Source organism: Erythrobacter litoralis (assembly GCF_001719165.1).
GTDB classification, from domain to species: Bacteria; Pseudomonadota; Alphaproteobacteria; order Sphingomonadales; family Sphingomonadaceae; genus Erythrobacter; species Erythrobacter litoralis.
This window is the reverse complement of record NZ_CP017057.1, coordinates 997,846-1,019,568: the sequence shown is the minus strand read 5'-3', so window position 1 is coordinate 1,019,568 and position 21,723 is coordinate 997,846. Positions and strand designations below refer to the sequence as shown.

The window sequence follows — 21,723 nt, the reverse complement described above, 5'->3', positions numbered from 1 at the left end:
GCCCGCCACCCGCACAGGCGATCCCGCCGCCGGGGCGAGCGCGTCGCAGACCCGCGACGATGGCGGCCTTTCTCCGGTCCGGAACCCCCGCGGATCCGGTGGCCGGGAATCGGATGAGCGGGAATCGGGCGGAAAGCTTTCGCGGCTCGACGCCGAAATCGAGGCCTTGCGCACCAGCCCCACCCCGACGCAGAACCCGCGCGGCGGGCGCGGCGAACGGGGCGGCAGCCAAAACGACGCCTCGCGCGCCCGGCCCCGCAGCAATTCGTTCCTAGATGGAGTAGCCTTCATGGGCATTTTCAGCCGAACCCGCGACATCATCGCGGCCAATTTCAACGACCTGCTCGACAATGCCGACGACCCGGCGAAGATGATCCGCATGATCATCCTCGAAATGGAGGAGACCCTGGTCGAGGTCCGGGCAAGCGCGGCGCGCACCATCGCCGACCAGAAGGAAATGCACCGGCACTGCGTCAAGCTCGACAAGCTCCAGGCCGACTGGGCCGAAAAGGCGCAGCTTGCGCTGTCGAAGGACCGCGAGGACCTCGCCCGCGCGGCGCTGGTCGAGAAGAAGAAGGCGGCCGACACCGCCGACCAGCTCAAGGCCGAGATCGCCGTGCTCGACGATGCCCTGCGCGCCTATGAGGACGACATCGCCAAGCTGCAGCACCGCCTGCGCGAAGCGCGCAGCCGCCAGAGCGCGATCGCCGCCCGTCTCGAAAGCGCGGAGAACCGCGTCAAGCTGCGCACCTTGATGAGCACCGAACGCACCGACGAGGCGCTCGCCCGGTTCGACCAGCTCGAACGCCGGGTCGATTACGCCGAAGGGCGCGCCGACGCGCTGCGCATCGCGGAAGGCGGCAAGCCCACCCTTTCGGACGAGATCGCCGCGCTTGCCGGCGACGATGCGGTCGATGACGAACTCGAACAGATGAAAAAGGCGCTCGGCAAGGACGCGCCGAAGAAGGAACAATAAGTCATGGAAGACATCCTCGTCCCGTTTATTCTCTTCGGGTCGATCTTCATCGGCCTGCCCTGGATCATCCTGCATTACGTGACCAAGTGGAAAACCGCCGCGACCATCACCTCCGACGACGAGGTGCTGCTGGAGGAACTCTACAGCCTCGCCAGGCGGCTCGATGAACGGATGGACACGGTCGAGCGTCTCGTTGCCGACGACGATCCGTCCTTCACCCCGGTCAAGCGGCTCGTCGCCGACCAGGAAACCGACAACCAGAAACTGCGCGAACTCGACCGCATGATGGCCGAGAAGAAAGGAGCCCGCCCGTGAACAGCCCTCGCACCAAGCTTTACCGCGACAAGCACAATGCCAAGCTCATGGGCGTGTGCTCCGGCATCGCCGACTATACCGGCGTCGATGCGGTCTGGATCAGGCTGGGTCTCGTTGTCCTGTCGATCACGCTCGGCTGGCCGATCCTCGCCTATTTCGTCGCCGGCTTCATCCTCAACAAGAAGCCGCCGCATCTCTACCGCGACGAAGGCGAACAGAAATACTGGCAGCGCGTGCGCCAGAGCCCGCACCGCACCGCCCGCGAGATCCGCGCGCAGTTTCGCGACATCGACCGCAGGCTCGCCAATGTTGAGGCGCACTACGTGAGCAGCAATCCGCGCCTCACCGCCGAGATCGAGCGGCTGCGCTGATCCGGCTCGACGACAAGAGAGGGGACTTGAGCAATGGGTGAATTCATAGGCCTTGTCGCGGTCATCATGATCTTCGGCATACCGAGCCTCGCGATCTGGACTTCGCACCGCCAGAAGATCGCGAAGATGGAAGTCGAGGCGACCGCCAGCAGCACCGCCGAAAAGGCAGCGCAATACGCCTCCAAGGTGCAGCAGCTCGAGGACCGCGTGAAGGTGCTCGAACGCATAGTTACCGACCGCGGCTACGACATCGCCACCCAGATCGAGGCGCTGCGCGACACCCGCAGCGTCGAGGACAGAGATGCGGGCGTGCCGCTTGGCCTCGAAAGCAGGGAGAAGGCGTGATGGACTGGCTGCAGGGAGGCCCCGGCTTCGTCATCGCCATCATGGCGGTCAGCTACGGCGCATGGGTCATCAACAACTGGATCCGTGCCAGGCACGGCTACGAGCTCGAGGATGAATGGGGCGGCAAGACCGCGCCGAAAACAGCCGGGGCCGACAGCGCCGAGACGAAGCGGCTGCGCGAGGAAAACCGCGCGCTCCACGACAAGCTCGACGCGATGCAGGACCGCATGATCGTGCTGGAAAGGATCGTCACCGATCGCGGCTATTCGCTCTCCGAGGAGATCGAGGCGCTGAGGGATAACCGCAAGGATGCAGGCGTGCCGCTGAACCTTGCAAGCAAGGAGACACGCTGATGCTCGATGCAATCACCACCGAAGCGCTTGTCGCCATCGCCCTTGCGGGGACCGCCGGATGGGTCTTCACCACCTGGCTGCGCGTCAAGAACGGCTATCCGCTCGAAGGATCGTGGGGCCAGCAATTGAAGCCCGTCACCGACAACGAGGCGAAGCGGCGCGTCACCCTGCTCACCCAGGAAAATGCCGAGCTGCGCGCCGAACTCGGCTCGGTGAAGGACCGCCTCGCCAATGTCGAACGGATCGTGACCGATGGCGGCTACCACCTGTCGGGCGAGATCGAGAAGCTGCGCACCGACGCGCTTGAGAACCGCAAGGACGAAGGGACCGCCTGATGTTCGGACCCGATACCGCGCTGATGATGGACGGCCTGGTCATCGCCGCACTGGCTGTGGCGGCAGGCTCCGGCATCGCCTTTCTCTGGTTGCGGCGCGCCCGCATCGCCCGCGAAGACACCGGACCGCAAGGCAGGCCGGGCGATCTCGAACAGCGTGTACGCGTACTGGAGCGGATTGCCACCGACCGCTCCGCCGACCTCGCCGAGGAAATCGAGGCGCTGCGCGCCGTCCCTGCGCAGGCGAATGGAGGGGCCACGAAATGAGCTGGCTCAGCATCTTTGCCGTCATCTTCCTCATCCTGTGGCTGCGCGAGCGTCATCTCGGCAAGCAGATCGAGCAGGAAAACGAGGAACTGCGCCGGCGCCTCGGCGAAGGCGGCGCGCCCTCCCGCTCGCCCGTCCAGCACGATGACGCGCTCGACAATCGCGAGCTCGAGGAACTGCGCGAGCGCATCCAGGTGCTCGAACGCATCGCCACCGACAACAACAGTTCCGAAGCGGTGCGCGCCCGCGCCATTGCCGCGGAGATCGAGAGCCTGCGGGGCGATATCGCGACCCGCGCCGCGCGGGAGGACCGCCCGGACAGGAACACGGAGGACATGGACAGGTGATGGACCCCGTAATCGTTATCGCAGCGAGTTGCCTCGTGGGCCTCGCCGTCGTCGCCTTTGCCCTGCTGCGCGCATGGCACGAATGGCTCGACTACAAGCGCCAGGAGCTGGAGCGGTCCCGCAATGCCGCGCGCCTGTCGATCGACACGCCGGAGGACCAGCGCGGCGCGGTCGGCGCGGCCCGTATCGAACTCGCCGACCTGCGCGAGCGGATCCGCAAGCTAGAGGCGATCGCAAGCGGGGTCGAACTGTAAGCCTCGCGGGCAAAGGCAGGGTGGACACAGCCGCCAGTCCCATTAAATCCGGCCCCATGCGATCTCTCGACGACATTCTCGAAGAATACGAATTCCTCGAAGGCGACGAACGCTATGGCCTCCTGATCGAGCTTGGCCGCGAGCTTGAGGACATGCCCGATGCGCTCAAGACCGATGCGACCCTGGTGCGCGGCTGTTCGGCCGCCGTGTGGGTCTATCCGACCGGAGGCGACGAAGCAGGCCGTCTGCATTTCCTTGCCGACAGCAATGCCGCGATCACCAAGGGAATCGTCGCGCTCGTCATTTCCGCGGTGCAGGACAGGCCAGCGCGCGAAGTCGCCGGGATGGACGTGACCGGCGCGCTCGCCCCGTTCGACCTGAAGAACCAGCTTTCGAGCAACCGCACGCAAGGGGTGCCGAACATGATCGCGCTGGTGAAGGAACACGCCGCGCGGATCGCCGCCGCCTGAGCCGGTGCGCCCGCTCTATCTTGCGGGCGGATTGCTCTTTGCAGCGCTCGGCGCGGTGGGCGCCGTGCTGCCGCTATTGCCGACCGTTCCCTTCCTGCTGCTCGCCGCCTTCTGCTTTGCGCGCAGCAATCCCGAATGGGAAAAGCGCATTCTCGACCATCCCACCTGGGGCCCGCAGATCCTCGACTGGCGCGAACGCCGCGCAATCTCGCGCCGCGCCAAGGTTACCGCGATAGCGACCCTGGTCGCCGGCGTCGCTTTCACCTGGGCGACGATCGGCTTTCCCTGGGTGTGGTTTTCGGTCGGGGCTCTGGTCCTCATCGGCGGCTGGATCGCCACCCGCAAAGAATAGGTCTCAGGCCGCGCCGCGATCCGGCGTCGCGCTTTCGCGGACCTTGGCGATGCCGGCTTCCTTCTGCGCCTTGAGTTCGGCTTTCAGCACCTGCGGATCGCGCGCGAAGACGAAGCCGAAGCTCACCCCGCCCTCCTTGCCGATGGTGGCATGGTGGAGCTTGTGGGCCTGGACCAGCCTTTTGGCATAGCCTTTCTTGGGCACCCACTTGAAATAGCGCTGGTGGACGAGGCCATCGTGGACCAGCGTGTAGATCACCCCGTAGAGCGTGATCCCGACCGCGAACCACCACAGCGCGTCCCAGTAGAGCGCGCCGTAGATATACATGGCGGCGTTGATCGTGCCGAAGACGACCGCGAAAAGATCGTTCTTTTCCAGCGCATTGTCATGCGGCTCGTGGTGATCGCGGTGCCAGCCCCAGCCCCAGCCATGCATGATGTATTTGTGCGCGTACCATGCGAACAGTTCCATGCCGATCAACGCGGCAAGGACAGTGAGGCCCACTTCGAGCCAGGTCATTTCGAAACTCCTTCTCCCACGCCCGCCCGGCGCGCGCCCGGCAGGGCCCACCATGGCACGTCGGGCCTGCGGTGATGTTCGAGGTGATAGCCGAAGTGGAAACAGGAGGCCAGAGAGGCAAGCGTGCCGAAACGGTCGCTGCGGGTGTTGTGGCGGTCGGCGAAAGGCTTTCCGGGCGCGTGGTAATGCGGGCGGAACGTACCGAAATAGAAAAGCTGGAGCGAGGACAGCAAGGCGGGCGCGCCATAGAGTGCGAAGATCTGGATGAAGGAAATGTCCAGCACGAACCAGTAGATCCCGACGACCGTGTGCACGAACAGCAGGCTCTGCCAGCCGAAATAGCGTTTGAAGAACGTCCAGTACCAGTTAAGGAAGCTCGAGGGATGCTCCTCATCGAAATCGGGATCGCCCGCGCGGCCCGACATCTTGTGATGGGTAAAATGGGCATCGCGCATCTTCCTCCACGCAAAACCCGCATAAAGGAACAGCAGCGCCGCGCCGATCGCCTGGTTGATGCGAGGCTTGCCGGGGGCGAGACTGCCATGCATCGCGTCGTGGCAGACGATGAAGACCCCCACCGAAAGCCAGCACTGCGCGGCCGCCATGACGAGCGCGAGCGGCCAGTTGTCCCACGTCAATTCAAAGACATACATGGAATAGGCATGGATCCCCAGCCACGCGCCCGCAATGGCGGCGGCAAGCGCGAGGCCAATGGCCCCCTGCTCGGTGCGTCCGGGGAGGGAAAAATGGCGCGTGGTCACGGGTGAGATACGCATGAACCTTTCACGCGGTTGCGATAAACCGCCGCCGGGGGCAGCGCAATTGCAAGCTGGCGAAACGGTATTGCGCGCGCGGAGCGATGCGGGAGGGTTCAACCTGCCTCGCGCTCATCCACCGGACGGACGCTTTCGTGTCCGTCGCTATCGGGTTCGGGAAAGAAGAATTCGCGCAGATGCTCCCCGATCCGGGCCGGGCGCAGGGTCTTGGCATCGATGCAGCACCAACTCGACCTGACCTCGGCGAGCACGTCCTCCCCCCGGTGAATCACGGTGTGATAGAACGCGCGCGCCCCGTTATAGCGTTCGAGCACGGTCTTCGCGATCACGTCGTCGTCGAGAAAGGCGGGCTTGCGGTAGGTGATCTCGTGCTTGAGAGCGACCCAGGCCTTGCTCGCGACATCCTCTGCCGGGGCGAGCTTGTTCCAGTGCGCAAGCACCGCATCCTGCACCCAGTTGAGATAGCGGGCATTGTTGACATGCCCCATGAAATCGATGTCCTCGGGCTCGACCGTAATGGGATGGGAATGGGGCCGTGCTGACATGATTGTCAATTAACCCATCATGCTTTGCAATTCCATGACTAATTGCCAGGCGATCAACCTCCGTCTTGCACGCCTCGCCGCTTCGCCGCTAATCGCGAGGCACCGCAATCAGGAACATGACCATGGACGATACCGCCCGCGCGACGCCGCGCACGCTCTACGACAAGATCTGGGACGCGCATCTCGTCGAAAGCCGCGAGGACGGGACCGACATTCTCTACATCGACCGCCACCTGGTCCACGAGGTGACGAGCCCGCAGGCCTTCGAGGCCCTGCGCAAGGCGGGCCGCCCGGTTCGGCGCCCGGAACTGACGCTGGCGGTGCCCGATCACAACCTGCCGACCACCGCACGGCGCGATGCGAAGGGCGCGCGCGTACCGATCGCCGACCCGCAGAGCGCGGCGCAACTGGAAGCGCTGGAACGCAACGCGCCCGAATTCGGCATCCGCTATATTGGCGATGCCGATGCCGAACAGGGGATCGTCCATGTCGTCGGGCCGGAACAGGGCTTCTCGCTGCCGGGCGCGACGATCGTGTGCGGCGATTCGCACACTTCCAGCCATGGCGGCCTCGGCGCGCTCGCCTTCGGAATCGGGACGAGCGAGGTCGAACACGTTCTCGCGACCCAGACCCTCCAGCTCAAGCGGTCGAAATCGATGGAGGTGCGCGTCGATGGCGACCTTACCCCCGGCGTGACGGCAAAGGACGTGGTGCTGCACATCATCGGCCAAATCGGCGCTGCGGGCGGAACGGGCCACGTGATCGAATATCGCGGCGCGGTGTTCGAGGCGATGAGCGTCGAGCAGCGCCTCACCGTGTGCAACATGAGCATCGAGGCGGGCGCGCGTGCCGGCCTGATCGCGCCGGATGAAACCGTGTTCCGCTATCTCAAGGGCCGCCCCATGGCGCCCAAGGGCGCGGACTGGTACGCGGCGCTTGCTTACTGGCGCACGCTCAAGAGCGACGAGGGCGCGGTATTCGACAAGTCGGTCACCATCGATGCGGCCGACATCGCGCCGTCGGTGACCTGGGGCACCAGCCCCGAAGACGTCATCGCGATCACCGGCAGCGTCCCCTCGCCCGACAGTTTCGCCGATGCCGGAAAGCGCGAGGCGGCGAAGCGCAGCCTTGCCTATATGGGCATCGAACCGGGCACGCCGATGACGCAGATCCCGATCGAGAACGTCTTCATCGGCAGCTGCACCAACAGCCGGATCGAGGACCTGCGCGCCGCGGCGAAGGTGCTGGAAGGCCGCAAGAAGGCCGAAAATGTGCGCTGGGCGATCGTCGTGCCGGGATCGGGCCTCGTCAAGAAACAGGCCGAGGAGGAAGGGCTCGACCGGATCTTCACCGAAGCCGGTTTCGAATGGCGCGAGCCGGGCTGTTCGGCCTGCCTCGGCATGAACCCCGACAAGGTGCCCGCGGGCGAACGCTGCGCCTCGACCAGCAACCGCAATTTCGTCGGTCGGCAGGGACCGGGCGCGCGCACGCACCTGCTCTCCCCCGCCATGGCGGCGGCGGCGGCGGTCGCCGGACACCTTGCCGACGTGCGCGAATACACCTGACCGCAAAGCCGCGCCGCAGCGGTCGCAAGACCCTTGCAAGCGGGCTGTGCGGGGAGCATGAGACAAGCCATGACCAAGACACCGAAAGACGAGAAAAAGGACTCGAAGAAGTCCGGTGCGGGAGCGGCAACGATAGGCGCGGCCGCCATCGGCTCCGCCGCCATCGCGGCGGCCCTGCTCTATGCCGGGCGACGCTTTGCGAAGAAGTCGGGCGGCGAACCGACCGCCTCGGGCCAGAAGGACACCGTGCCTTCCGGCGAAAAGCCCGAAACCGACTGAGTCCCCCCCGCCCGCTGGAAAGGGCTGAAAAAGCGCGAGGAACGCCATGGAGAAACTTGTCCGGATCGAAGGCCGCGCGATCCCCTTCGGCGCGAAGAACGTCGACACCGACGTCATCATCCCGGCCAAATGGCTCAAGACGATCACCCGCGACGGGCTTGGCGAAGGGGCGTTCGAATCGATCCGGGCGGAACCCAGCAACATCTTCGACGATCCCGATTACGCGGGCGCGCCGATCCTGATTGCGGGCGACAATTTCGGCTGCGGGTCGAGCCGCGAACACGCCGCATGGGCGCTGCTGGACATGGGCGTCCGCGTCGTGATCGCGCCGAGTTATTCCGACATCTTTTCCGGCAATGCGGTCAAGAACGGTATCCTTCCCGTTGTCCTGCCGCAGGAAGCGGTCGACCGGCTGATGGACGTCGCGCGCGAAGGCGAGACGATCCATGTCGACCTCGAAAGCCAGACCGTCACCACGCCGTTCCAGGACCGCTTCACCTTCGAGATCGACCCTTTCCGCAAGCATTGCCTGATGGGCGGGCTCGACGAGGTGGCGCTCACGCTCGAATCGAGCGATGCCATCGCCGCCTATGAGAATGCGCGCGCTGGCCAGCAGGGCTGGCTCGCGCGCGGAACCGACACCTGAACCGAACAGACGGGAGAGAGACCCCATGAAAGCCATCCGCACCCACCAGGTCGGCGGACCCGAGACCCTCACGCTCGACGAGATCGACGCGCCCAGCCCCGGCAAGGGCGAGGTGCTGGTCGCGGTGAAGGCCTGCGCGATCAATTATCCCGACACGCTGATGATCCGCGACCTCTACCAGTTCAAGCCGGAGCGCCCCTATTCGCCCGGCGGCGAGATCGCCGGCACGATCCTGACGATCGGCGAAGGGGTCGAGGGTTTCAAGGTCGGCGACATGGTGATGGCCGGCATCGGCAATGGCGGCCTGGCTGAAAAGGTCGTGGTCCCGGCGAACCGGATGTTCCCCGTCCCCGATGGGGTCGCGCCCGAAAAGGCGGCGAGCCTGTTGATGACCTACGGCACGACGATCCACGGGCTGAAGGATCGCGGGCACATCAAGGAAGGCGACACGGTGCTTATCCTCGGCGCGGCGGGCGGCGTCGGCCTGTCGGCGGTCGAGCTTGCCAAGGCTTTCGGCGCGCGCGTGGTCGCTGCCGTTTCCTCGGAGGAGAAGGGCGAGGTCGCCCGGAAAGCGGGCGCTGATGCCGTCGTGATCTATCCCAAGGACGATATGGACAAGGCCGCCTCCAAGGAGCTCAGCCAGAAATTCAAGGAGGCCTGCGGCCCCGAAGGCGCGAACATGGTCTATGACATCGTCGGCGGGCAATATTCCGAACCGGCCCTGCGCGCCATAGCGTGGGAAGGTCGATTTCTCGTCGTCGGCTTCCCGGCGGGGATCGCGAAGATGCCGCTCAATCTCACCCTGCTCAAAAGCTGCGACATCTGCGGGGTGTTCTGGGGCGCCTTCACCGCGCGCGAACCGGTGAAATTCCGCCAGCAGGTGGAGGAATTGTTCGACATGCTCAAAGCCGGGAAGATCGACCCGCTGGTGTCGGAAACCTTCCCGCTCGAACGCGCAGGCGAGGCAATCGCCAAGCTGGAAAACCGCGAGGCGGTGGGCAAGCTCGTCGTCACCGTGTGATCGGGTGAAGATCGCCGGGATTGCCCGCTTGTCCCCGGCGGCAGCGGGCCTTATCTCTCACCGGCGACATCTTACGGGAAGGGACCCACAATGACCGATTTCAAGGACCGCCAGCGCGGCGAGGAAGCCAAGTTCGCGTTCGACCAGGAAACCGCCTTCAAGGTCGCGGCGCGGCGCAACCGGCTGCTCGGCGAATGGGCGGCGGGCCTCATGAACCTCACCGAAGAGGAAACCGACGCCTACAAGAAGGCCGTCGTGCAGGCCGATTTCGAAGAAGCAGGCGACGAGGACGTGATCCGCAAGCTGCTGGGCGATCTCACCGCCGCCGATGCCAACGTGACCGAAGCGGAAATCCGGGCCAAGCTGGACGAAATGGCGATCGAGGCGCGCCGCCAGATCGCCGGACAGTAAGACCAGAAAAGGGAGCGCTGCTCATGCCCATGCGAGGCGAGGACATAAAGGCCGCGATCGAACAGGAACTGCCCGGAGCGACGGTCGAACTGACCGACCTCGCCGGCGACGACAACCATTGGGCCGCGCGCGTCATCGCGCCGCAATTCGCCGGGAAAAGCCGGGTGCAGCAGCACAAGATGGTCTATGCCGCGTTCGGCGAGAAGATGGGCGGCGAACTGCACGCCTTGCAAGTGACGACCGTCGTTCCCAGTTAATTCGCCGGGACGTATCGACCAACCACTGCCAAATCGAGGGACAGCTTCACGCCATGGCTGACATCAATTCGCGCATCTCCACCATCGTCGGCGACAATGACGTCGTCCTCTTCATGAAGGGCACCCCGCTCTTCCCGCAATGCGGTTTCTCGAACCTCGCGGTGAACATTCTCGACCATTGCGGCGTCGCCTATGAAAGCGTCGACGTGCTGCAGGACATGGAAATCCGCCAGGGGATCAAGGCCTATTCCGACTGGCCGACCATCCCCCAGCTTTACGTCAAGGGCGAATTCGTCGGCGGTTCGGACATCATGAAGGAGATGTTCGAGGCGGGCGAACTCCAGACCATGCTCGCCGAGAACGGGGTCGCCAAGGCGTCTTGATCCTTCGCGCGTCATCCGGCGCGCGTTCTCGTCGGCCCGGACGGGGCCTGCGGGCGGCCAGTCGGCCTTTCGGCGCCTTCGGCATCGGTGAGCGCCGATGGTCCTGCAGACGCGATCATTGGAAATTGCAGGCCTGACGCGTCGCAAGCGCGCGCACGCACTGCCGTTCAAGTCGCAAACCAAGCGGGCCGGACCGCCCCCCACCCGGCATCCTCGGGCAGCCACAAAAAAACCGCCCCGCTAAGCACTGCGGGGCGGTTTCTTTATAACGGGGAGGCGAGACCCAGAGACCAGAAAAGGTCTCGCCTCATCGAAGACCACTCGGGCTGCCCTCCTCGATGCAGACAGCGTGCCAAAAATGGATTTCCACTTAATTACAGTGGTTTGTGGAGTTTCATCGGATTAACCAATGCGCAATCTGTAAACTCTCCCGACACTAGGCGCCGTGCCCTGGCCCTCCCCCTTGGCAAAGGCGCGCCTGCGGTCCAAGACTTGGCCCATGAGCAGTCCCGATACGTCCGGTGCCCCGCGCGAAGGCATCCCCGCCGCCACCATCATCATCTTCCGCAATTCCCCCTCTGGCGGCCCGCCGGAGGTGCTGATGACCGTCCGTTCGCGAAACATGACCTTCGCCGGCGGCATGGCGGTGTTTCCGGGCGGGCGGGTGGACCCTGCGGACTACGAACTTGGCGAAAAGGTCAGCCGCGCAGCACACGGTGCGATTGCCCCGGACGAGGCCGCGCACCAGATCGCAGCCGTGCGCGAAACGCTGGAGGAAACCGGCCTGGCGCTAGGCCTTGCGGGCGACATCACCGCGCAATCCGCAGCCGAGGCGCGCGCCATGCTGATGCGCGAGGGCGCCCTCGCCCCGGTGCTGGATGCCTTCGGCTGGAGCCTCGACCTCGACCAGATCACCCCTTTCGCGCGGTGGTTTCCGAAGAACGAGAAGATCGTGCGCGCTTACGACACGCGCTTCTACCTCGCCGATCTCGGCACCGGCGCTGTCGATGTTTCGATCGACCAGGCCGAAAACACGCACCTGTTCTGGACTTCGGCGCAGGGCGCGCTCGAAGCGGCGGAAGCTGGCGAGATCAAGATCATCTTCCCCACGAGGCGCAATCTCGAACGGCTGGCCCTGTTCGCCAGCTTTGCCGAAGCGCGCGCGCAGGCCGAGGCGATTCCCGTGCGCACGATCATGCCCAGGATCGAGCAGCGCGGCGGCCGGACGATGCTCACCATCCTCGAAGATGCGGGCTACCCGGTGACGGCCGAGGTTCTGGACGACGTCGCGCGGGGGTGACATCGCGCGCGGATGGCCCGAGCGAATGGCCCGAGGGAACGGCCTGAGCGAACGGGCCGAGCGAACCGAGCGCCGACCGCTTCGTCAGTCGAGGCTGTCGATGAACCGCTCGATCTCCTGCATCATGACGGAGAAGGCGGGTTCACCCGGATGCGGCAGGTGGTTGCGGGATGCCAGCGTCCTCAGTTCGGCATTGGGCATGGATGCGGCCAGTTCGGCCCCTACCCCGAACGCTATCCTCTCATCCCCCCGGCTGTGAAGGACGAGGGTCGGAATCTGGATCCCGCCCAGGCGCGCGCGCACGTCGATATTGCCGAAACAGTCGATGAACCGTGCCGCGTTTTCAGCCGACGTGGTCAGGCGCTGGAATTCGTTGAATTGCTCGATCGTCTCGCGGTCGACATCCGAAAAGAAGGTCTGGGAGAAGATCTGCCGGTAGGCTGACGTATTGGCGCCCCATCCATGGCGCACAAGGGTCATCTCGGCCTCGCGGCGGGCCTGGCTTCCGGGGGCCGGGTCGAACCTCCACCCGGCGGGATAGCCCCCGATGAGAACCAGTCCGCTGACCCTTTCGGGATGCCTCGCCGCGTATTCGATGCAGACGGGCGCGCCCTGGCTGATCCCGATCAGGGGAAACCGTTCAAGCGCGATAGTGTCGATCACGCATTCGAGATCGCTGACGAAAGCATCGAAGGAGAGGTCCTCGACGTCCCAGTCGCTCAGGCCGTTTCCGCGCTCATCATAGCGATAGAGGCAATATTTGCGTGCAAGCCGCAGGATCAGCCCTGACCATGCGGGGATATCCAGTTCCGCGTCGAGATGGGTGAGCCAGTTGGCCGCTCTCACCACCGGGCGTCCCTCGCCCATCGCTGCATAGGCGATGCGCGTGCCATCGGGGGCCGTGGCGTAGCGGATGGTCTGGCGCGGGGGGCGTTCTTCCCGATCGGCGTCCATGAGCGGGCCGTCGCCGAAGCCTGACGCGATTTCGCCGCGCAGGGCGACCAGCCAGGCGGCGTATTCGTCGTGATCGCCGGTCTCGGTCGCGATCAGGAGCAGGTCGCCCGCGCTGCGATCGACGGCGATCGCTTCGGCGGGGCAGGCCAGCTGCACGCAGGAGGAATCGGCGATCAGCCAGCCTTCATCCGGGCCGAGCAACCGGCGCAGGCGGGTCAGCGCCCAGCGCAGCCCCCCGCGAGGATCGGCCGCCCGATGCCAGAACATCTCGCTCAACCGGCTGCGATGCACCGCCTTTCGCGACAGCGCGAGGTAGGCGAGCAGCGCACGTGCCTTGCGCGATTTCGGCATCTGCAGACGCCGATCGCCGCGCGTTACCGCGATGTCCTCCCCGATCTCGATCCGCGTCATCAGCTTTTCCGATCCGATAGCGGCACCATGACAATACCATCATTGGCGACATCATTACCACGTTCTCCACCACGCGCGCGCCCACGGTCTTCCTCGATAACGCAGGTCATCGAACCAAGGAGAACAAGACAATGCCCGATCGCTGTTACGCCCCGCTCTTTGCAGCGTGGGCTTTTCTGATCGTGTTGTTCGCGGGGTCGCTTTTCGAAGCTCCCGCGAACCTCGCTGCAATCGCCTGATAGGCAGGAAAGGAAATTCCCATGTGCCTTGCTCATAGCCCCGTCATCGAAGCCTATGCCCGCGAAACCGGCCTGCCGCCCTTCGCGGCGGCGCTCATCGATACTCTCAACAAGGCGGCGAGCGCGATGTCGCTGTCGATCGGCCACCGGCTCGGCCTGTTCGACGCGATGCGCGGCGGCGCCGCGGAAACGCCGGGGGACCTGGCCGGAAGGCTCGGCCTCGAGGAACGCTACGTCGCCGAATGGCTCGGCGCGGTGACCACCGCCGGCATCACCCATATCGACGCACAAGGCCGTTACAGCCTGCCCGAGGAGCACGCCCTGTTTCTAGGTGAGGACGCGCCGCTCGGCAGCATGTCGGGCATGATGCAGTGGATCGGCGTGCTCGCCCCGGTCGAGGACGACATCATGCGCTGCTTTCGCGAAGGCGGAGGCGTTCCCTATTCCTCCTATCCCCGCTTCCACGAGGTGATGGAGCAGGAAGGCGCGCTCACCTTCGATCCGGACGCGACGCTGGGTCTGGTCGAAGGGCTTGTCCGGCGGCTCGAACGGGGCATCGACGTGCTCGATGTCGGGTGCGGCCGCGGACGCGCACTGCGGATTTTCTCCGAGCGTTTTCCCAACAGCCGTTTCACCGGTTACGACCTCGGTGCCGATGCGATCGCGACCGCGCGCGAGCAGGCGGGCGGGCTCGGCAATTTGCGCTTCGAAGTGCGCGATTGCATGCGGATGAAGGACGAGGCCGCGTTCGATCTCGTCTTCACCTTCGATGCGATCCACGACCAGCCGCATCCCGCCATCCTGCTTGCGAATATCCGCCGCGCGCTGCGCGAGGGCGGGGTCTATATCGCGCAGGACATCTGGGCGCGTACGAAGGTCGCCGACAACCGCGACCATCCGCTCGCCCCTTTCATGTACACGATCAGCCTGATGCACTGCATGACCGTAAGCCTTGCGCAGGGCGGGATCGGGCTCGGCGCGGCGTGGGGCGAGGAGAAGGCTTTCGAACTGTTCGCCGAGGCCGGCTTCGGCGAAGTCGCGATGGAGCGGCTGCCGCACGACATGCAGAACGCCTATTACGTCTGCCGGCCCTGAGCTGGCGTGGGGGCGGTGCTATTCGGCGGGCACCGCCTCTGCCGCGGGGCGGTCCTTCGCCGCCGGTCGGGGCTTGCGCCGATCCGCCACGAGCAACCCTGCAAGGGCAGCGCAGGCGAGCCCGAGCGCGGCCGATATCGGCAGGCCCGCATCCGAAAGAGCCGTCTGGGCGAACCTGAAATGGTATATCGCGAGCCCCGCCGCCAGGCCCGAGAGCGCGGCAGCCTGGCCCAAACGCCTGCCGGCCCGCGCCCCACTGGCCGCACAGGCTGCGCAGAGCCCCGCGAGCCCGAGCCAGAATAACGCCACAAGAACGCCCCCGCCCACGCCCAGCAGCGATGCGGCAAGGGTCACGGCAAGCATGGCCGGCGTTCCCCAGACGACACCCTGCCACGCGCCGGCGAGGCGGGGCGCGGGCCTGCCGTTCGCCTCCTTGCGCGCGAAATAGATCGTCATTCCCGAAGCGACGATGAGGCACAGCGCAAGCCCGAAGACGAGATAGGCGAGCTTTACCGGAAGGCCGCCCCAATTGCCGAAATGCACGTTGTAGACGGACCCCGTGACCTGCTGACCGATGGTGCCGTCGGATATGCCGACATTGCCGCGATAGGCGCCCGAGGCGTCGAATGTATAGTAGTCGCCGAAAATGAGGCGGTCGGGGTGCTCGGCCACGATCTCGCTGTGCTGCCCGGCGCTTGCGGGATCGTGCAGGATGAAGTGGGTCACCGCGAGATCGGGATATTCGCGCGCCATGAAGGCAAGCGGACCGTCGATGTCCGCCACCTCTGCGACGCCCTCGGCAGCTTCGGGCTCGGCACCGAAGACCGGGTCGAAGACCGCGTCCGTGTCGCCGCCGAACCCGGCGGCGGCGATACCCAGCGCAAGCACGCTTGCCAGGCCCAGGATCGCGCCTGTGAGGGCGTTCGAGAAATGGAACGGGATCGTCCACACGCCAAGCCTGTTGTGCAGGTCGATCATGGTCAGCCGGCCCGCCCCCCGGCGGAAACGGAAGGCGTCGCGGAATATCCGCGGATGGGCGAGAAGCCCCGAGATCGACAGCATGACGAGCAGCGCGCCGAGACTACCCACCACCGTGAGGCCGAGCGTCGAGTGCAGGTGGAGGTAATAATGCAGGTCGAGCAGGAACTGGGTCCAGGGAAAGGATTCCGGCCCTGCGACCGTGCCGTCCTGGCGGGCGAAAAAGGCCTGCGTGTCCGTCGTGATGACGGTGCGCGGCAGATCCTCCTGCGGCAGGTTGATGTAGAGATGGGTGCTGGGCATCGCCTCGCTTTCGAACACCGAAAGCGCGGCGCGCTCCGCCGCTTCGGGGGCGATGCGCGTCATCTCGGGCGCGCCGGGCTGTTCCCAGCGCTGCAATTCGTGGTTGAAGACCGACAGCGTGCCGGTGACGGCGAGCACGTAGATCAGCGCGCCGAAAATCACCGCGACGAGGCTGTGGGCGTTGAGCGCCCTCGCCGCCCGGATCGCCGAATTCTTCGCCTGCGGCCGGTTCATCTCAAACGCTTCCCATCGTCGCAGCGACCGCCACGGCCGAACCGAGGCCAAGCCCGGCAAGGCTCATTGCCTTGGTCCGGCCCCCCTCGGCATAGGCGACGAACGTCGTCAGCGCGGCAAGCAGGAGCGGGAAGGCGAACATGGTCATGGTAAGGTTCGCCGTGTGCTCCATGCCCGCAGAGCGGGCCAGCATGAACAGGGCGGTGCACATCCCGGCCGACACGAAGAGGGCAAGCACGATCATCGCCGCGATCCCCGCGCCCGCACGCCACCCTTGGCCGGACAGGGCGGGATCGGGCACCGAGGCGAGGCGCTGCGGCACCTGGCGGCGCGCCTTGACCGGAGCCGAAATCGCGCGCGCGCCAATCAGGCCAAGCGCGAGCAGCACCGCCGCGACCGTTCCCAGCGCGATCCCTCTTTCCGCGCTGCTGACCTGTGCCCAGCTCCACAGCGAGGCCGCGATGAGAGACCAGCCGCCAAGGACGAGCGGCCAGAACCGGGTCTTGCGCTTCCACGCCAGATAGAGCGTCGCAAGACCCGCGCCGGCAAGCACCACACCCCCTGTCTGCCACGCCATCGTCATCGCCAGCGCCTCCTTCAGAACCTGACGCCCGCGCGCACCTGGATGGTCCGCACCTCGCCCGGGAAGCAATCGCCGCGCGCAAGGCAGGTCCCGTAGAACTCGCTGTCGAACAGGTTGCGCGCGTTGAGAGTGATGGAATAGCGATCGAAATCATAGCCGATCAGGCCGTCGAAGACGGTGTAGCCATCGGTTTCCACCACCACCGCGCCGCCCTGGCTTTCATTGCCCCCGGCATAGCGCACGCCGCCGCCGAGGACGAAGCCGGCAAGCGCGCCGGAGGAAGGCCGCCACGATGCCCAGGCCGATCCCTGCACTTCGGGAACGCTGGGGAAGCGCAGGCCCGAGGCATCTTCGGTATCGAGCAGGCTGAAGGCGGCGTCGAGATAGAGATCGCCGATGGCGGTCTGGGCCTCGAGCTCGAACCCGTCGATCTTCGCTACCCCTTCCTGCTGCGAGGGTGCGTTGGGCAGGCCCGCCGGGTTCGGCAGGTTCGACTGCTCGATGTCGAAATAGGCGAGCGTGACATAGGTGCGCGTGCCGGGCGGCTGGAATTTGAGGCCGACCTCGATCTGTTCGCCTTCCTGCGGCAGGAGCGGCTCGTTCGTCACCTGGTCGTTGCCGACCACCGCCTGGAAGCTTTCGGCATAGCTGACATAGGGGTTGAGGCCGATCGGCGTCCTGTAGAGCGCGCCGAAGCTGACGCTGGTCGCGCTGTCGTCCTGGCTGGTCGTGCCATTGCCCGTCTCGAGATCGTCGAAGCGCACGCCCGCATTGAGGACGAGGTCGCCGATCTCCATCTGGTTGTTGATGTAATAGCCGATCGAATCGATTTCGTTCACGCTGCGCCCGCGCGCCGCATCGAAATCGGCCTGAGCGGGGATTTCGGAGCCGTCATAGACCGGCGCCAGAAGGTTGAACGCGGTCGGGCGCGACAGGAATGCCGCCTCCAGCAGCGTGTCGACCGTCTGGTAATTGATCCCGGCAAGGACTTCGTGCCGGATCGGACCGGTTTCGAACCGGGCGCGGAAACGGCCGTCGATCGCGAACTGATCCGAGCTTGCCGGCGCGTCATACCAGCTGCGCGCGATCGCCGTCCCGTCGGGGAGCACGCGCGGATTGCCCGCGCCCAGGAACGACACCCAGGTCTGGCGATAGTCGGCGCTGTTGTCGCGGTGACGCGCGGTCCCCTCGAAGCCGAGCACGTCGTTGAACCGGTGCTCGAGGAAACCGGTGAGCGAGAAGCTTTCGGTGTCGTAGCGATTGAACCCGGGCTCGCCGACGTAAAGCGACGGATCGACTTCCTGCGCGATGTTGCCCGCGCAAACGGCGGATTCGGAAATGGCGACCTCGTCGCTTGCGCAGCCGGTCACTGCGAGCGGCAGGAACTGGTGCGCGGTGTCGCTGTCGCGGTCGGTGTAATTGGCGAGCAGCGTCATCACCGTGCGGCCATCGTCATAGGTGATCGAGGGCGCGACGATGAAGGCGTCGTCATTGACGAAATCGACCTGCGTGCCCGCATCGCGGTAAAGCGTGACGAGACGCCCGGTGAGCGTTCCGTCGCCGGACAGATCGACCCCGATATCGGCGGAAACCTGCGCGCGGTCGAACGTGCCGTATTCGACATAGACCTCGCTGTCGGTCTTGTCGGGGCGGGCGCGCTTGCTGACCGTGTTGATGAGGCCGCCGGGCGAACCCTGGCCGTAAAGCACCGATGCCGGACCCTTGAGCACTTCGACCTGTTCGAGGGTGAAGATGTCGGAACGGGCGTTGTTGTAGAACCCAAAAAGGACCTGGATATTGTCGAGATATTCCGGGACATTGACGCCGCGCACGCGGGCGAAATCGCCGCGCGTGGAAAATCCGAACGTGTCGCCCACGACGCCCGCGGTGTAATTGAGCGTGTCGTCGAGCGTGAGAGCGCCGCGTTCGCGCCATTCGTCATTGGTGATGACCGACACCGACCGCGAGGTCTCGAGAATGGGTGTCTCCGACTTGGTCGCGCCAAAGGTGGAGACCTTGCCGGTGACGATGATGGGCGCATCGTCTTTTTCATCGACCCTGTCTTCGGCGTCCTGGGCATGGGCGGCGCAGGCCATGCAGCTGCTTGCGAGCATGGCGATCCTGAGCGTGGCGAAACGTGAATTGAACAAGGCAAACCTCTGGCTTGGGATGAAGCCCGCGCAGTGCCGATAATGATTATGCAAGTCAATCGCAAAAACCGCCGACCGAGGAAACCGCCCGCAACGATTCGCCCCCTTGGGCACCCGCCAGCCACCCGGCCCCTCAAGGGCCGGGCGTTTGGCGCGCCCGGCAGGACTCGAACCTGCTGCCTCAAGATTAGAAGTCTCGCGCTCTATCCAGATGAGCTACGGGCGCGCACCCGCTCTTGCGGGCAGGGTTCCAATAGCGCGCTTTGCGTGGACGGCAAACATGGCTAGGCTTCGCAACCGATGGAAAAGCCTTTCTCCGGCGCCCCGCTCGATCGCGCATCCGATCCCGGCGCAGCCTTCGACACCGATCCCGATGACGGCATCCGCGCGACCAGCCATGCGCCCGTGGCCTTTCGCTATTACGATCTCGTCATGGCGGGTTTCGTCACGATCCTGCTGCTGTCGAACCTCATCGGCGCCTCGAAACCCTCCTACATCACCCTGCCCGGCGGCGATCCGTGGATCTTCGGGGCGGGCGTTTTGTTCTTTCCGATCAGTTACATCATCGGCGACGTTCTGACCGAGGTTTACGGCTATGCCCGCGCACGCCGCGTGATCTGGACGGGTTTTGCCGCGCTCGCCTTCATGGCCTTCATGGCGTGGGTCGTCGTCAGCCTGCCGCCTGCCGACGGCTGGCCGTTCCAGTCCGATTACGAAAACGTCTTCGGCAATTCCTGGCGTATCGTCATCGCATCGATGGTAGCATTCTGGGCAGGCGAATTCGCCAATTCGATCGTCATGGCCAAGATGAAGGTCTGGACCGGGGGCAAGGCGCTGTGGACCCGCACGATCGGATCGACCGTGGTGGGACAGGGGCTCGATTCGCTAATCTTCTATCCGCTCGCCTTCTGGGGGCTCGCCGGATGGCCGCCCGAGACATTGTTCCAGGTCGTCATCTCGCAATGGCTCATCAAGGTAACGTGGGAAGCGCTGCTGACGCCGGTGACCTATCTGGTGGTCGGCAAGCTGAAAAAGGCCGAAGGCGTCGACCTGTTCGACACGGACACCGATTTCAACCCGTTCAGGGGCGAAAAGCGGGCCTAGCTCTCACCCGTCGTTCCTGAGCGCATCGTCCGCGACGATATCGACCCGCCAGTCGAGCCCCTTGGCATTGGCGAGCAGCTTCATGTCCTTCTCGTTCGGCACGCCGAACAGGTCCGCATGGCTTTCCGCAAGACGCAGGACCAGCACATCCTTGTCGACAAGCAGGCGGCTGACCTGGAGCGAACGCCGTGAGCGCGCGCCCAGCCGCCGGGCGAGACGGATCGCAAAGCCCCATACCTGCGCCTCGACGATCGCCTCATCGCTCACGAGATCGTGGACCTCCTGCGGCAGGTCGGTGCGGTTGCCATTGGCCGCGATCGCCGCCGCCATCATCGCCCTGCCCTTGCCGTCAATCGCGATCCAGCGCTTGTGCAGCGCCCAGTCGACCGCCTGCGGCAGGCGGATATTGGGCTCGATCTGCATCGAGGCAAGCGCCAGCATCGTCGCCGCCAGCCGCAGCCTTTCGCTGCCATGATTGCGCGCAGGCGCGGCATCGACCGTCCACGCCGCGACCCGCGCGGCGAGCGGCGGAGGCGCGCCGCGCTGGGTGGCGAAAACCGAGATCCCCGCAAGCAGCGGATCCTGCGCCTTGCCGTGGGGTTCGAGCCGGTCATAGAGCAGCCCTTCGCGCAGGCCCCAGGAGGAAAACACCAGCCGTTCGGGCGCGAGCCGGCCGATCAGCGCGAGCAGCAGGACCGCCGCATCGGGCAGTTTCTCGGCGCGCATCGAGGAGATCCGCTCGCGCGGCCTCAGGTCCTCCGGCCCGAGCGCGGCGAGCGATCCGGCCAGCGCCTCGGCCTGGTCCCGCTCAAGCTCGAAACCGTGCGGGTCGGACAGCGGATGGCCCTGTTCCTGCATCGCGAAGACCGCCATGGCGCGCCATGTTCCCCCGACGAGATAGAGCGTGCGCTCGGCCCCTTCGCTGCGGGCGAAACTGTCTTCTCCCCAGCCCGATTTCCTGAGCGCCTTTTCGAGCGCCTTGCGCATGTCGGACCGCACGTCCTTGGAGCCGCCGCCGACCGCGTCGTCACTGCGGAAATCGGGAAGCCGCAGTGTCCCTAGCGCAAGCGATGCGGCATCGTGCGTCTCATCGCCTTCGAGCTTGACCAGTTCGAGGCTGCCCCCGCCAAGATCGGCAACGATGCCCGAAGCGCCCGGAAACGCACCCGCCACGCCCATGGCCGAAAGCCGCCCCTCCTCCTCGCCCGAAATGACGCGCGGGGCGAGACCGAGCGCTTGCAGCGCCTCGACGAATTCGCCGCCATTTTCCGCCTCGCGCACCGCGGCAGTGGCGACGCATTCGACATCGGCGATTTCGAGATCGTCGAGCAGCAGGACGAAACGCTTGAGAGCGCGCATCGCGAGGTCGATCGAATCGTCGGCCAGCCGCCCGGTATCGGCCATCGCGCTGCCGAGCCGCGCGGTGACCTTTTCATTGAGGAGCACGGTCGGCGCACGCATCGAGCCGCCATAGATGACGAGCCGCACCGTGTTGGAGCCGATATCGATGATCGCGCGGCTCGCCGTGTTGCCTGCAAATATGCCTTCGCGGTCGTGCCGCTGCTTGCGCGAACTCATTGTCGATA

Annotated in this window: 29 protein-coding genes and 1 tRNA gene; 21 read left to right on the top strand and 9 right to left on the bottom strand. The window is 65.4% G+C overall.

The features are described from left to right. Positions 1–166: 166 nt before the first annotated feature. From pspA to Ga0102493_RS04660, 11 genes are read left to right on the top strand one after another with little or no spacing between them, the layout of a single operon-like run. Positions 167–976: a phage shock protein PspA gene (gene pspA, locus Ga0102493_RS04710; RefSeq protein ID WP_051698094.1), complete on the top strand. Its 810-nt coding sequence runs from the start codon at positions 167–169 to the stop codon at positions 974–976. A gap of 3 nt (positions 977–979) precedes the next feature. Next, complete coding sequence (gene pspB / locus Ga0102493_RS04705) at positions 980–1,291, top strand: envelope stress response membrane protein PspB (RefSeq protein WP_034904291.1); 312 nt, start codon at positions 980–982, stop codon at positions 1,289–1,291. Further along, positions 1,288–1,662 carry an envelope stress response membrane protein PspC gene (gene pspC / locus Ga0102493_RS04700; RefSeq protein WP_034904292.1) on the top strand — a complete coding sequence of 125 codons (375 nt, stop codon included), beginning with the start codon at positions 1,288–1,290 and terminating at the stop codon, positions 1,660–1,662. Before pspB ends, pspC begins: the two co-directional genes overlap by 4 nt. A 33-nt stretch (positions 1,663–1,695) precedes the next feature. Continuing rightward, positions 1,696–2,007: a hypothetical protein gene (locus tag Ga0102493_RS04695; protein WP_034904295.1), complete on the top strand. Its 312-nt coding sequence runs from the start codon at positions 1,696–1,698 to the stop codon at positions 2,005–2,007. Beyond that, the gene (locus Ga0102493_RS04690; RefSeq protein ID WP_034904296.1) at positions 2,007–2,360 is read left to right on the top strand and encodes a hypothetical protein; all 354 of its coding nucleotides are present in this window, start codon (positions 2,007–2,009) and stop codon (positions 2,358–2,360) included. The genes Ga0102493_RS04695 and Ga0102493_RS04690 overlap by 1 nt, the downstream gene beginning before the upstream one ends. Beyond that, entirely contained in the window at positions 2,360–2,695 is a 336-nt protein-coding gene (locus tag Ga0102493_RS04685; protein ID WP_034904298.1) for a hypothetical protein, read from the top strand. Before Ga0102493_RS04690 ends, Ga0102493_RS04685 begins: the two co-directional genes overlap by 1 nt. After that, the gene (locus tag Ga0102493_RS04680; protein ID WP_034904301.1) at positions 2,695–2,961 is read left to right on the top strand and encodes a hypothetical protein; all 267 of its coding nucleotides are present in this window, start codon (positions 2,695–2,697) and stop codon (positions 2,959–2,961) included. Before Ga0102493_RS04685 ends, Ga0102493_RS04680 begins: the two co-directional genes overlap by 1 nt. Further along, entirely contained in the window at positions 2,958–3,308 is a 351-nt protein-coding gene (locus tag Ga0102493_RS04675; protein ID WP_051698023.1) for a hypothetical protein, read from the top strand. Before Ga0102493_RS04680 ends, Ga0102493_RS04675 begins: the two co-directional genes overlap by 4 nt. Continuing rightward, positions 3,305–3,562, top strand: a complete 258-nt coding sequence (locus tag Ga0102493_RS04670; RefSeq protein WP_034904304.1) for a hypothetical protein — start codon at positions 3,305–3,307, stop codon at positions 3,560–3,562. Before Ga0102493_RS04675 ends, Ga0102493_RS04670 begins: the two co-directional genes overlap by 4 nt. A gap of 56 nt (positions 3,563–3,618) precedes the next feature. Then, complete coding sequence (locus Ga0102493_RS04665; protein ID WP_034904306.1) at positions 3,619–4,032, top strand: SufE family protein; 414 nt, start codon at positions 3,619–3,621, stop codon at positions 4,030–4,032. Positions 4,033–4,036: 4 nt separating this feature from the next. Beyond that, positions 4,037–4,384: a YbaN family protein gene (locus tag Ga0102493_RS04660; protein WP_034904309.1), complete on the top strand. Its 348-nt coding sequence runs from the start codon at positions 4,037–4,039 to the stop codon at positions 4,382–4,384. A gap of 3 nt (positions 4,385–4,387) precedes the next feature. Here Ga0102493_RS04660 and Ga0102493_RS04655 read toward each other — a convergent pair whose 3' ends face one another. The 3 genes from Ga0102493_RS04655 to Ga0102493_RS04645 form a co-directional block, all read right to left on the bottom strand. Beyond that, positions 4,388–4,903, bottom strand: a complete 516-nt coding sequence (locus Ga0102493_RS04655) for a sterol desaturase family protein (protein ID WP_034904311.1) — start codon at positions 4,901–4,903, stop codon at positions 4,388–4,390. Then, a complete protein-coding gene (locus Ga0102493_RS04650; protein WP_051698026.1) occupies positions 4,900–5,679 on the bottom strand; it encodes a fatty acid desaturase in 780 nt (259 codons plus the stop codon). Before Ga0102493_RS04650 ends, Ga0102493_RS04655 begins: the two co-directional genes overlap by 4 nt. Positions 5,680–5,774: 95 nt before the next feature. Then, on the bottom strand, positions 5,775–6,224 hold the full coding sequence (locus tag Ga0102493_RS04645; protein WP_174544532.1) for an acyl-CoA thioesterase: 450 nt from the start codon (positions 6,222–6,224) through the stop codon (positions 5,775–5,777). 122 nt (positions 6,225–6,346) lie between these two features. Here Ga0102493_RS04645 and leuC point away from each other — a divergent pair, with 122 nt between their 5' ends. The 8 genes from leuC (at position 6,347) to Ga0102493_RS04605 (ending at position 12,086) form a co-directional block, all read left to right on the top strand. Further along, positions 6,347–7,789, top strand: a complete 1,443-nt coding sequence (gene leuC, locus Ga0102493_RS04640) for a 3-isopropylmalate dehydratase large subunit (RefSeq protein WP_034904547.1) — start codon at positions 6,347–6,349, stop codon at positions 7,787–7,789. A gap of 69 nt (positions 7,790–7,858) precedes the next feature. Next, positions 7,859–8,068 (top strand): hypothetical protein, encoded by a 210-nt coding sequence (locus tag Ga0102493_RS04635; protein ID WP_034904314.1) that lies wholly within the window; start codon positions 7,859–7,861, stop codon positions 8,066–8,068. Positions 8,069–8,114: 46 nt separating this feature from the next. Beyond that, a complete protein-coding gene (gene leuD / locus Ga0102493_RS04630; RefSeq protein ID WP_034904317.1) occupies positions 8,115–8,714 on the top strand; it encodes a 3-isopropylmalate dehydratase small subunit in 600 nt (199 codons plus the stop codon). A 25-nt stretch (positions 8,715–8,739) separates the two neighbouring features. Continuing rightward, positions 8,740–9,735 carry an NADPH:quinone oxidoreductase family protein gene (locus Ga0102493_RS04625; protein WP_034904319.1) on the top strand — a complete coding sequence of 332 codons (996 nt, stop codon included), beginning with the start codon at positions 8,740–8,742 and terminating at the stop codon, positions 9,733–9,735. A 90-nt stretch (positions 9,736–9,825) separates the two neighbouring features. Continuing rightward, entirely contained in the window at positions 9,826–10,146 is a 321-nt protein-coding gene (locus Ga0102493_RS04620; protein ID WP_034904320.1) for a DUF1476 domain-containing protein, read from the top strand. Between the two features lie 23 nt (positions 10,147–10,169). Then, the gene (locus tag Ga0102493_RS04615) at positions 10,170–10,403 is read left to right on the top strand and encodes a BolA/IbaG family iron-sulfur metabolism protein (protein WP_034904323.1); all 234 of its coding nucleotides are present in this window, start codon (positions 10,170–10,172) and stop codon (positions 10,401–10,403) included. 53 nt (positions 10,404–10,456) lie between these two features. After that, positions 10,457–10,786, top strand: a complete 330-nt coding sequence (gene grxD, locus Ga0102493_RS04610; protein WP_034904326.1) for a Grx4 family monothiol glutaredoxin — start codon at positions 10,457–10,459, stop codon at positions 10,784–10,786. Positions 10,787–11,285: 499 nt separating this feature from the next. Beyond that, the gene (locus Ga0102493_RS04605) at positions 11,286–12,086 is read left to right on the top strand and encodes an NUDIX hydrolase (protein ID WP_034904328.1); all 801 of its coding nucleotides are present in this window, start codon (positions 11,286–11,288) and stop codon (positions 12,084–12,086) included. 84 nt (positions 12,087–12,170) lie between these two features. Here Ga0102493_RS04605 and Ga0102493_RS04600 read toward each other — a convergent pair whose 3' ends face one another. Then, positions 12,171–13,451: an alpha/beta hydrolase gene (locus Ga0102493_RS04600; protein ID WP_051698032.1), complete on the bottom strand. Its 1,281-nt coding sequence runs from the start codon at positions 13,449–13,451 to the stop codon at positions 12,171–12,173. A gap of 260 nt (positions 13,452–13,711) precedes the next feature. On the opposite strand from Ga0102493_RS04600, the gene Ga0102493_RS04595 reads away from it, so the two are divergent. Next, complete coding sequence (locus Ga0102493_RS04595) at positions 13,712–14,785, top strand: class I SAM-dependent methyltransferase (protein ID WP_051698035.1); 1,074 nt, start codon at positions 13,712–13,714, stop codon at positions 14,783–14,785. Positions 14,786–14,803: 18 nt separating this feature from the next. Here the strand turns inward: Ga0102493_RS04595 and Ga0102493_RS04590 are convergent, their stop codons facing one another. The 4 genes from Ga0102493_RS04590 to Ga0102493_RS04575 all read right to left on the bottom strand — a co-directional run bounded on the left by Ga0102493_RS04590 (position 14,804) and on the right by Ga0102493_RS04575 (position 19,259). Beyond that, complete coding sequence (locus Ga0102493_RS04590) at positions 14,804–16,300, bottom strand: PepSY-associated TM helix domain-containing protein (protein WP_069297460.1); 1,497 nt, start codon at positions 16,298–16,300, stop codon at positions 14,804–14,806. Position 16,301: 1 nt separating this feature from the next. Continuing rightward, complete coding sequence (locus Ga0102493_RS04585; protein ID WP_069297459.1) at positions 16,302–16,883, bottom strand: hypothetical protein; 582 nt, start codon at positions 16,881–16,883, stop codon at positions 16,302–16,304. A gap of 14 nt (positions 16,884–16,897) precedes the next feature. Beyond that, complete coding sequence (locus Ga0102493_RS04580) at positions 16,898–19,033, bottom strand: TonB-dependent siderophore receptor (protein WP_236922297.1); 2,136 nt, start codon at positions 19,031–19,033, stop codon at positions 16,898–16,900. Positions 19,034–19,182: 149 nt separating this feature from the next. After that, positions 19,183–19,259 (bottom strand) — tRNA-Arg (locus Ga0102493_RS04575). Between the two features lie 74 nt (positions 19,260–19,333). Here Ga0102493_RS04575 and Ga0102493_RS04570 point away from each other — a divergent pair. Beyond that, complete coding sequence (locus tag Ga0102493_RS04570; RefSeq protein WP_051698039.1) at positions 19,334–20,137, top strand: queuosine precursor transporter; 804 nt, start codon at positions 19,334–19,336, stop codon at positions 20,135–20,137. 3 nt (positions 20,138–20,140) lie between these two features. On the opposite strand, the gene Ga0102493_RS04565 is transcribed toward Ga0102493_RS04570, so the two are convergent. Beyond that, a complete protein-coding gene (locus Ga0102493_RS04565; protein WP_051698042.1) occupies positions 20,141–21,715 on the bottom strand; it encodes a Ppx/GppA family phosphatase in 1,575 nt (524 codons plus the stop codon). Positions 21,716–21,723: the final 8 nt, after the last annotated feature.

Coding starts and splice junctions, on each gene's coding strand:
- pspB (WP_034904291.1), top strand. CDS start 980: ATGGAAGACATCCTCGTCCCGTTTATTCTCTTCGGGTCGATCTTCATC.
- Ga0102493_RS04695 (WP_034904295.1), top strand. CDS start 1,696: ATGGGTGAATTCATAGGCCTTGTCGCGGTCATCATGATCTTCGGCATA.
- Ga0102493_RS04690 (WP_034904296.1), top strand. CDS start 2,007: ATGGACTGGCTGCAGGGAGGCCCCGGCTTCGTCATCGCCATCATGGCG.
- Ga0102493_RS04685 (WP_034904298.1), top strand. CDS start 2,360: ATGCTCGATGCAATCACCACCGAAGCGCTTGTCGCCATCGCCCTTGCG.
- Ga0102493_RS04680 (WP_034904301.1), top strand. CDS start 2,695: ATGTTCGGACCCGATACCGCGCTGATGATGGACGGCCTGGTCATCGCC.
- Ga0102493_RS04675 (WP_051698023.1), top strand. CDS start 2,958: ATGAGCTGGCTCAGCATCTTTGCCGTCATCTTCCTCATCCTGTGGCTG.
- Ga0102493_RS04665 (WP_034904306.1), top strand. CDS start 3,619: ATGCGATCTCTCGACGACATTCTCGAAGAATACGAATTCCTCGAAGGC.
- Ga0102493_RS04655 (WP_034904311.1), bottom strand. CDS start 4,903: ATGACCTGGCTCGAAGTGGGCCTCACTGTCCTTGCCGCGTTGATCGGC.
- Ga0102493_RS04650 (WP_051698026.1), bottom strand. CDS start 5,679: ATGCGTATCTCACCCGTGACCACGCGCCATTTTTCCCTCCCCGGACGC.
- Ga0102493_RS04645 (WP_174544532.1), bottom strand. CDS start 6,224: ATGTCAGCACGGCCCCATTCCCATCCCATTACGGTCGAGCCCGAGGAC.
- leuC (WP_034904547.1), top strand. CDS start 6,347: ATGGACGATACCGCCCGCGCGACGCCGCGCACGCTCTACGACAAGATC.
- Ga0102493_RS04635 (WP_034904314.1), top strand. CDS start 7,859: ATGACCAAGACACCGAAAGACGAGAAAAAGGACTCGAAGAAGTCCGGT.
- leuD (WP_034904317.1), top strand. CDS start 8,115: ATGGAGAAACTTGTCCGGATCGAAGGCCGCGCGATCCCCTTCGGCGCG.
- Ga0102493_RS04625 (WP_034904319.1), top strand. CDS start 8,740: ATGAAAGCCATCCGCACCCACCAGGTCGGCGGACCCGAGACCCTCACG.
- Ga0102493_RS04620 (WP_034904320.1), top strand. CDS start 9,826: ATGACCGATTTCAAGGACCGCCAGCGCGGCGAGGAAGCCAAGTTCGCG.
- Ga0102493_RS04615 (WP_034904323.1), top strand. CDS start 10,170: ATGCCCATGCGAGGCGAGGACATAAAGGCCGCGATCGAACAGGAACTG.
- grxD (WP_034904326.1), top strand. CDS start 10,457: ATGGCTGACATCAATTCGCGCATCTCCACCATCGTCGGCGACAATGAC.
- Ga0102493_RS04605 (WP_034904328.1), top strand. CDS start 11,286: ATGAGCAGTCCCGATACGTCCGGTGCCCCGCGCGAAGGCATCCCCGCC.
- Ga0102493_RS04600 (WP_051698032.1), bottom strand. CDS start 13,451: ATGACGCGGATCGAGATCGGGGAGGACATCGCGGTAACGCGCGGCGAT.
- Ga0102493_RS04595 (WP_051698035.1), top strand. CDS start 13,712: ATGTGCCTTGCTCATAGCCCCGTCATCGAAGCCTATGCCCGCGAAACC.
- Ga0102493_RS04590 (WP_069297460.1), bottom strand. CDS start 16,300: ATGAACCGGCCGCAGGCGAAGAATTCGGCGATCCGGGCGGCGAGGGCG.
- Ga0102493_RS04585 (WP_069297459.1), bottom strand. CDS start 16,883: ATGACGATGGCGTGGCAGACAGGGGGTGTGGTGCTTGCCGGCGCGGGT.
- Ga0102493_RS04570 (WP_051698039.1), top strand. CDS start 19,334: ATGGAAAAGCCTTTCTCCGGCGCCCCGCTCGATCGCGCATCCGATCCC.
- Ga0102493_RS04565 (WP_051698042.1), bottom strand. CDS start 21,715: ATGAGTTCGCGCAAGCAGCGGCACGACCGCGAAGGCATATTTGCAGGC.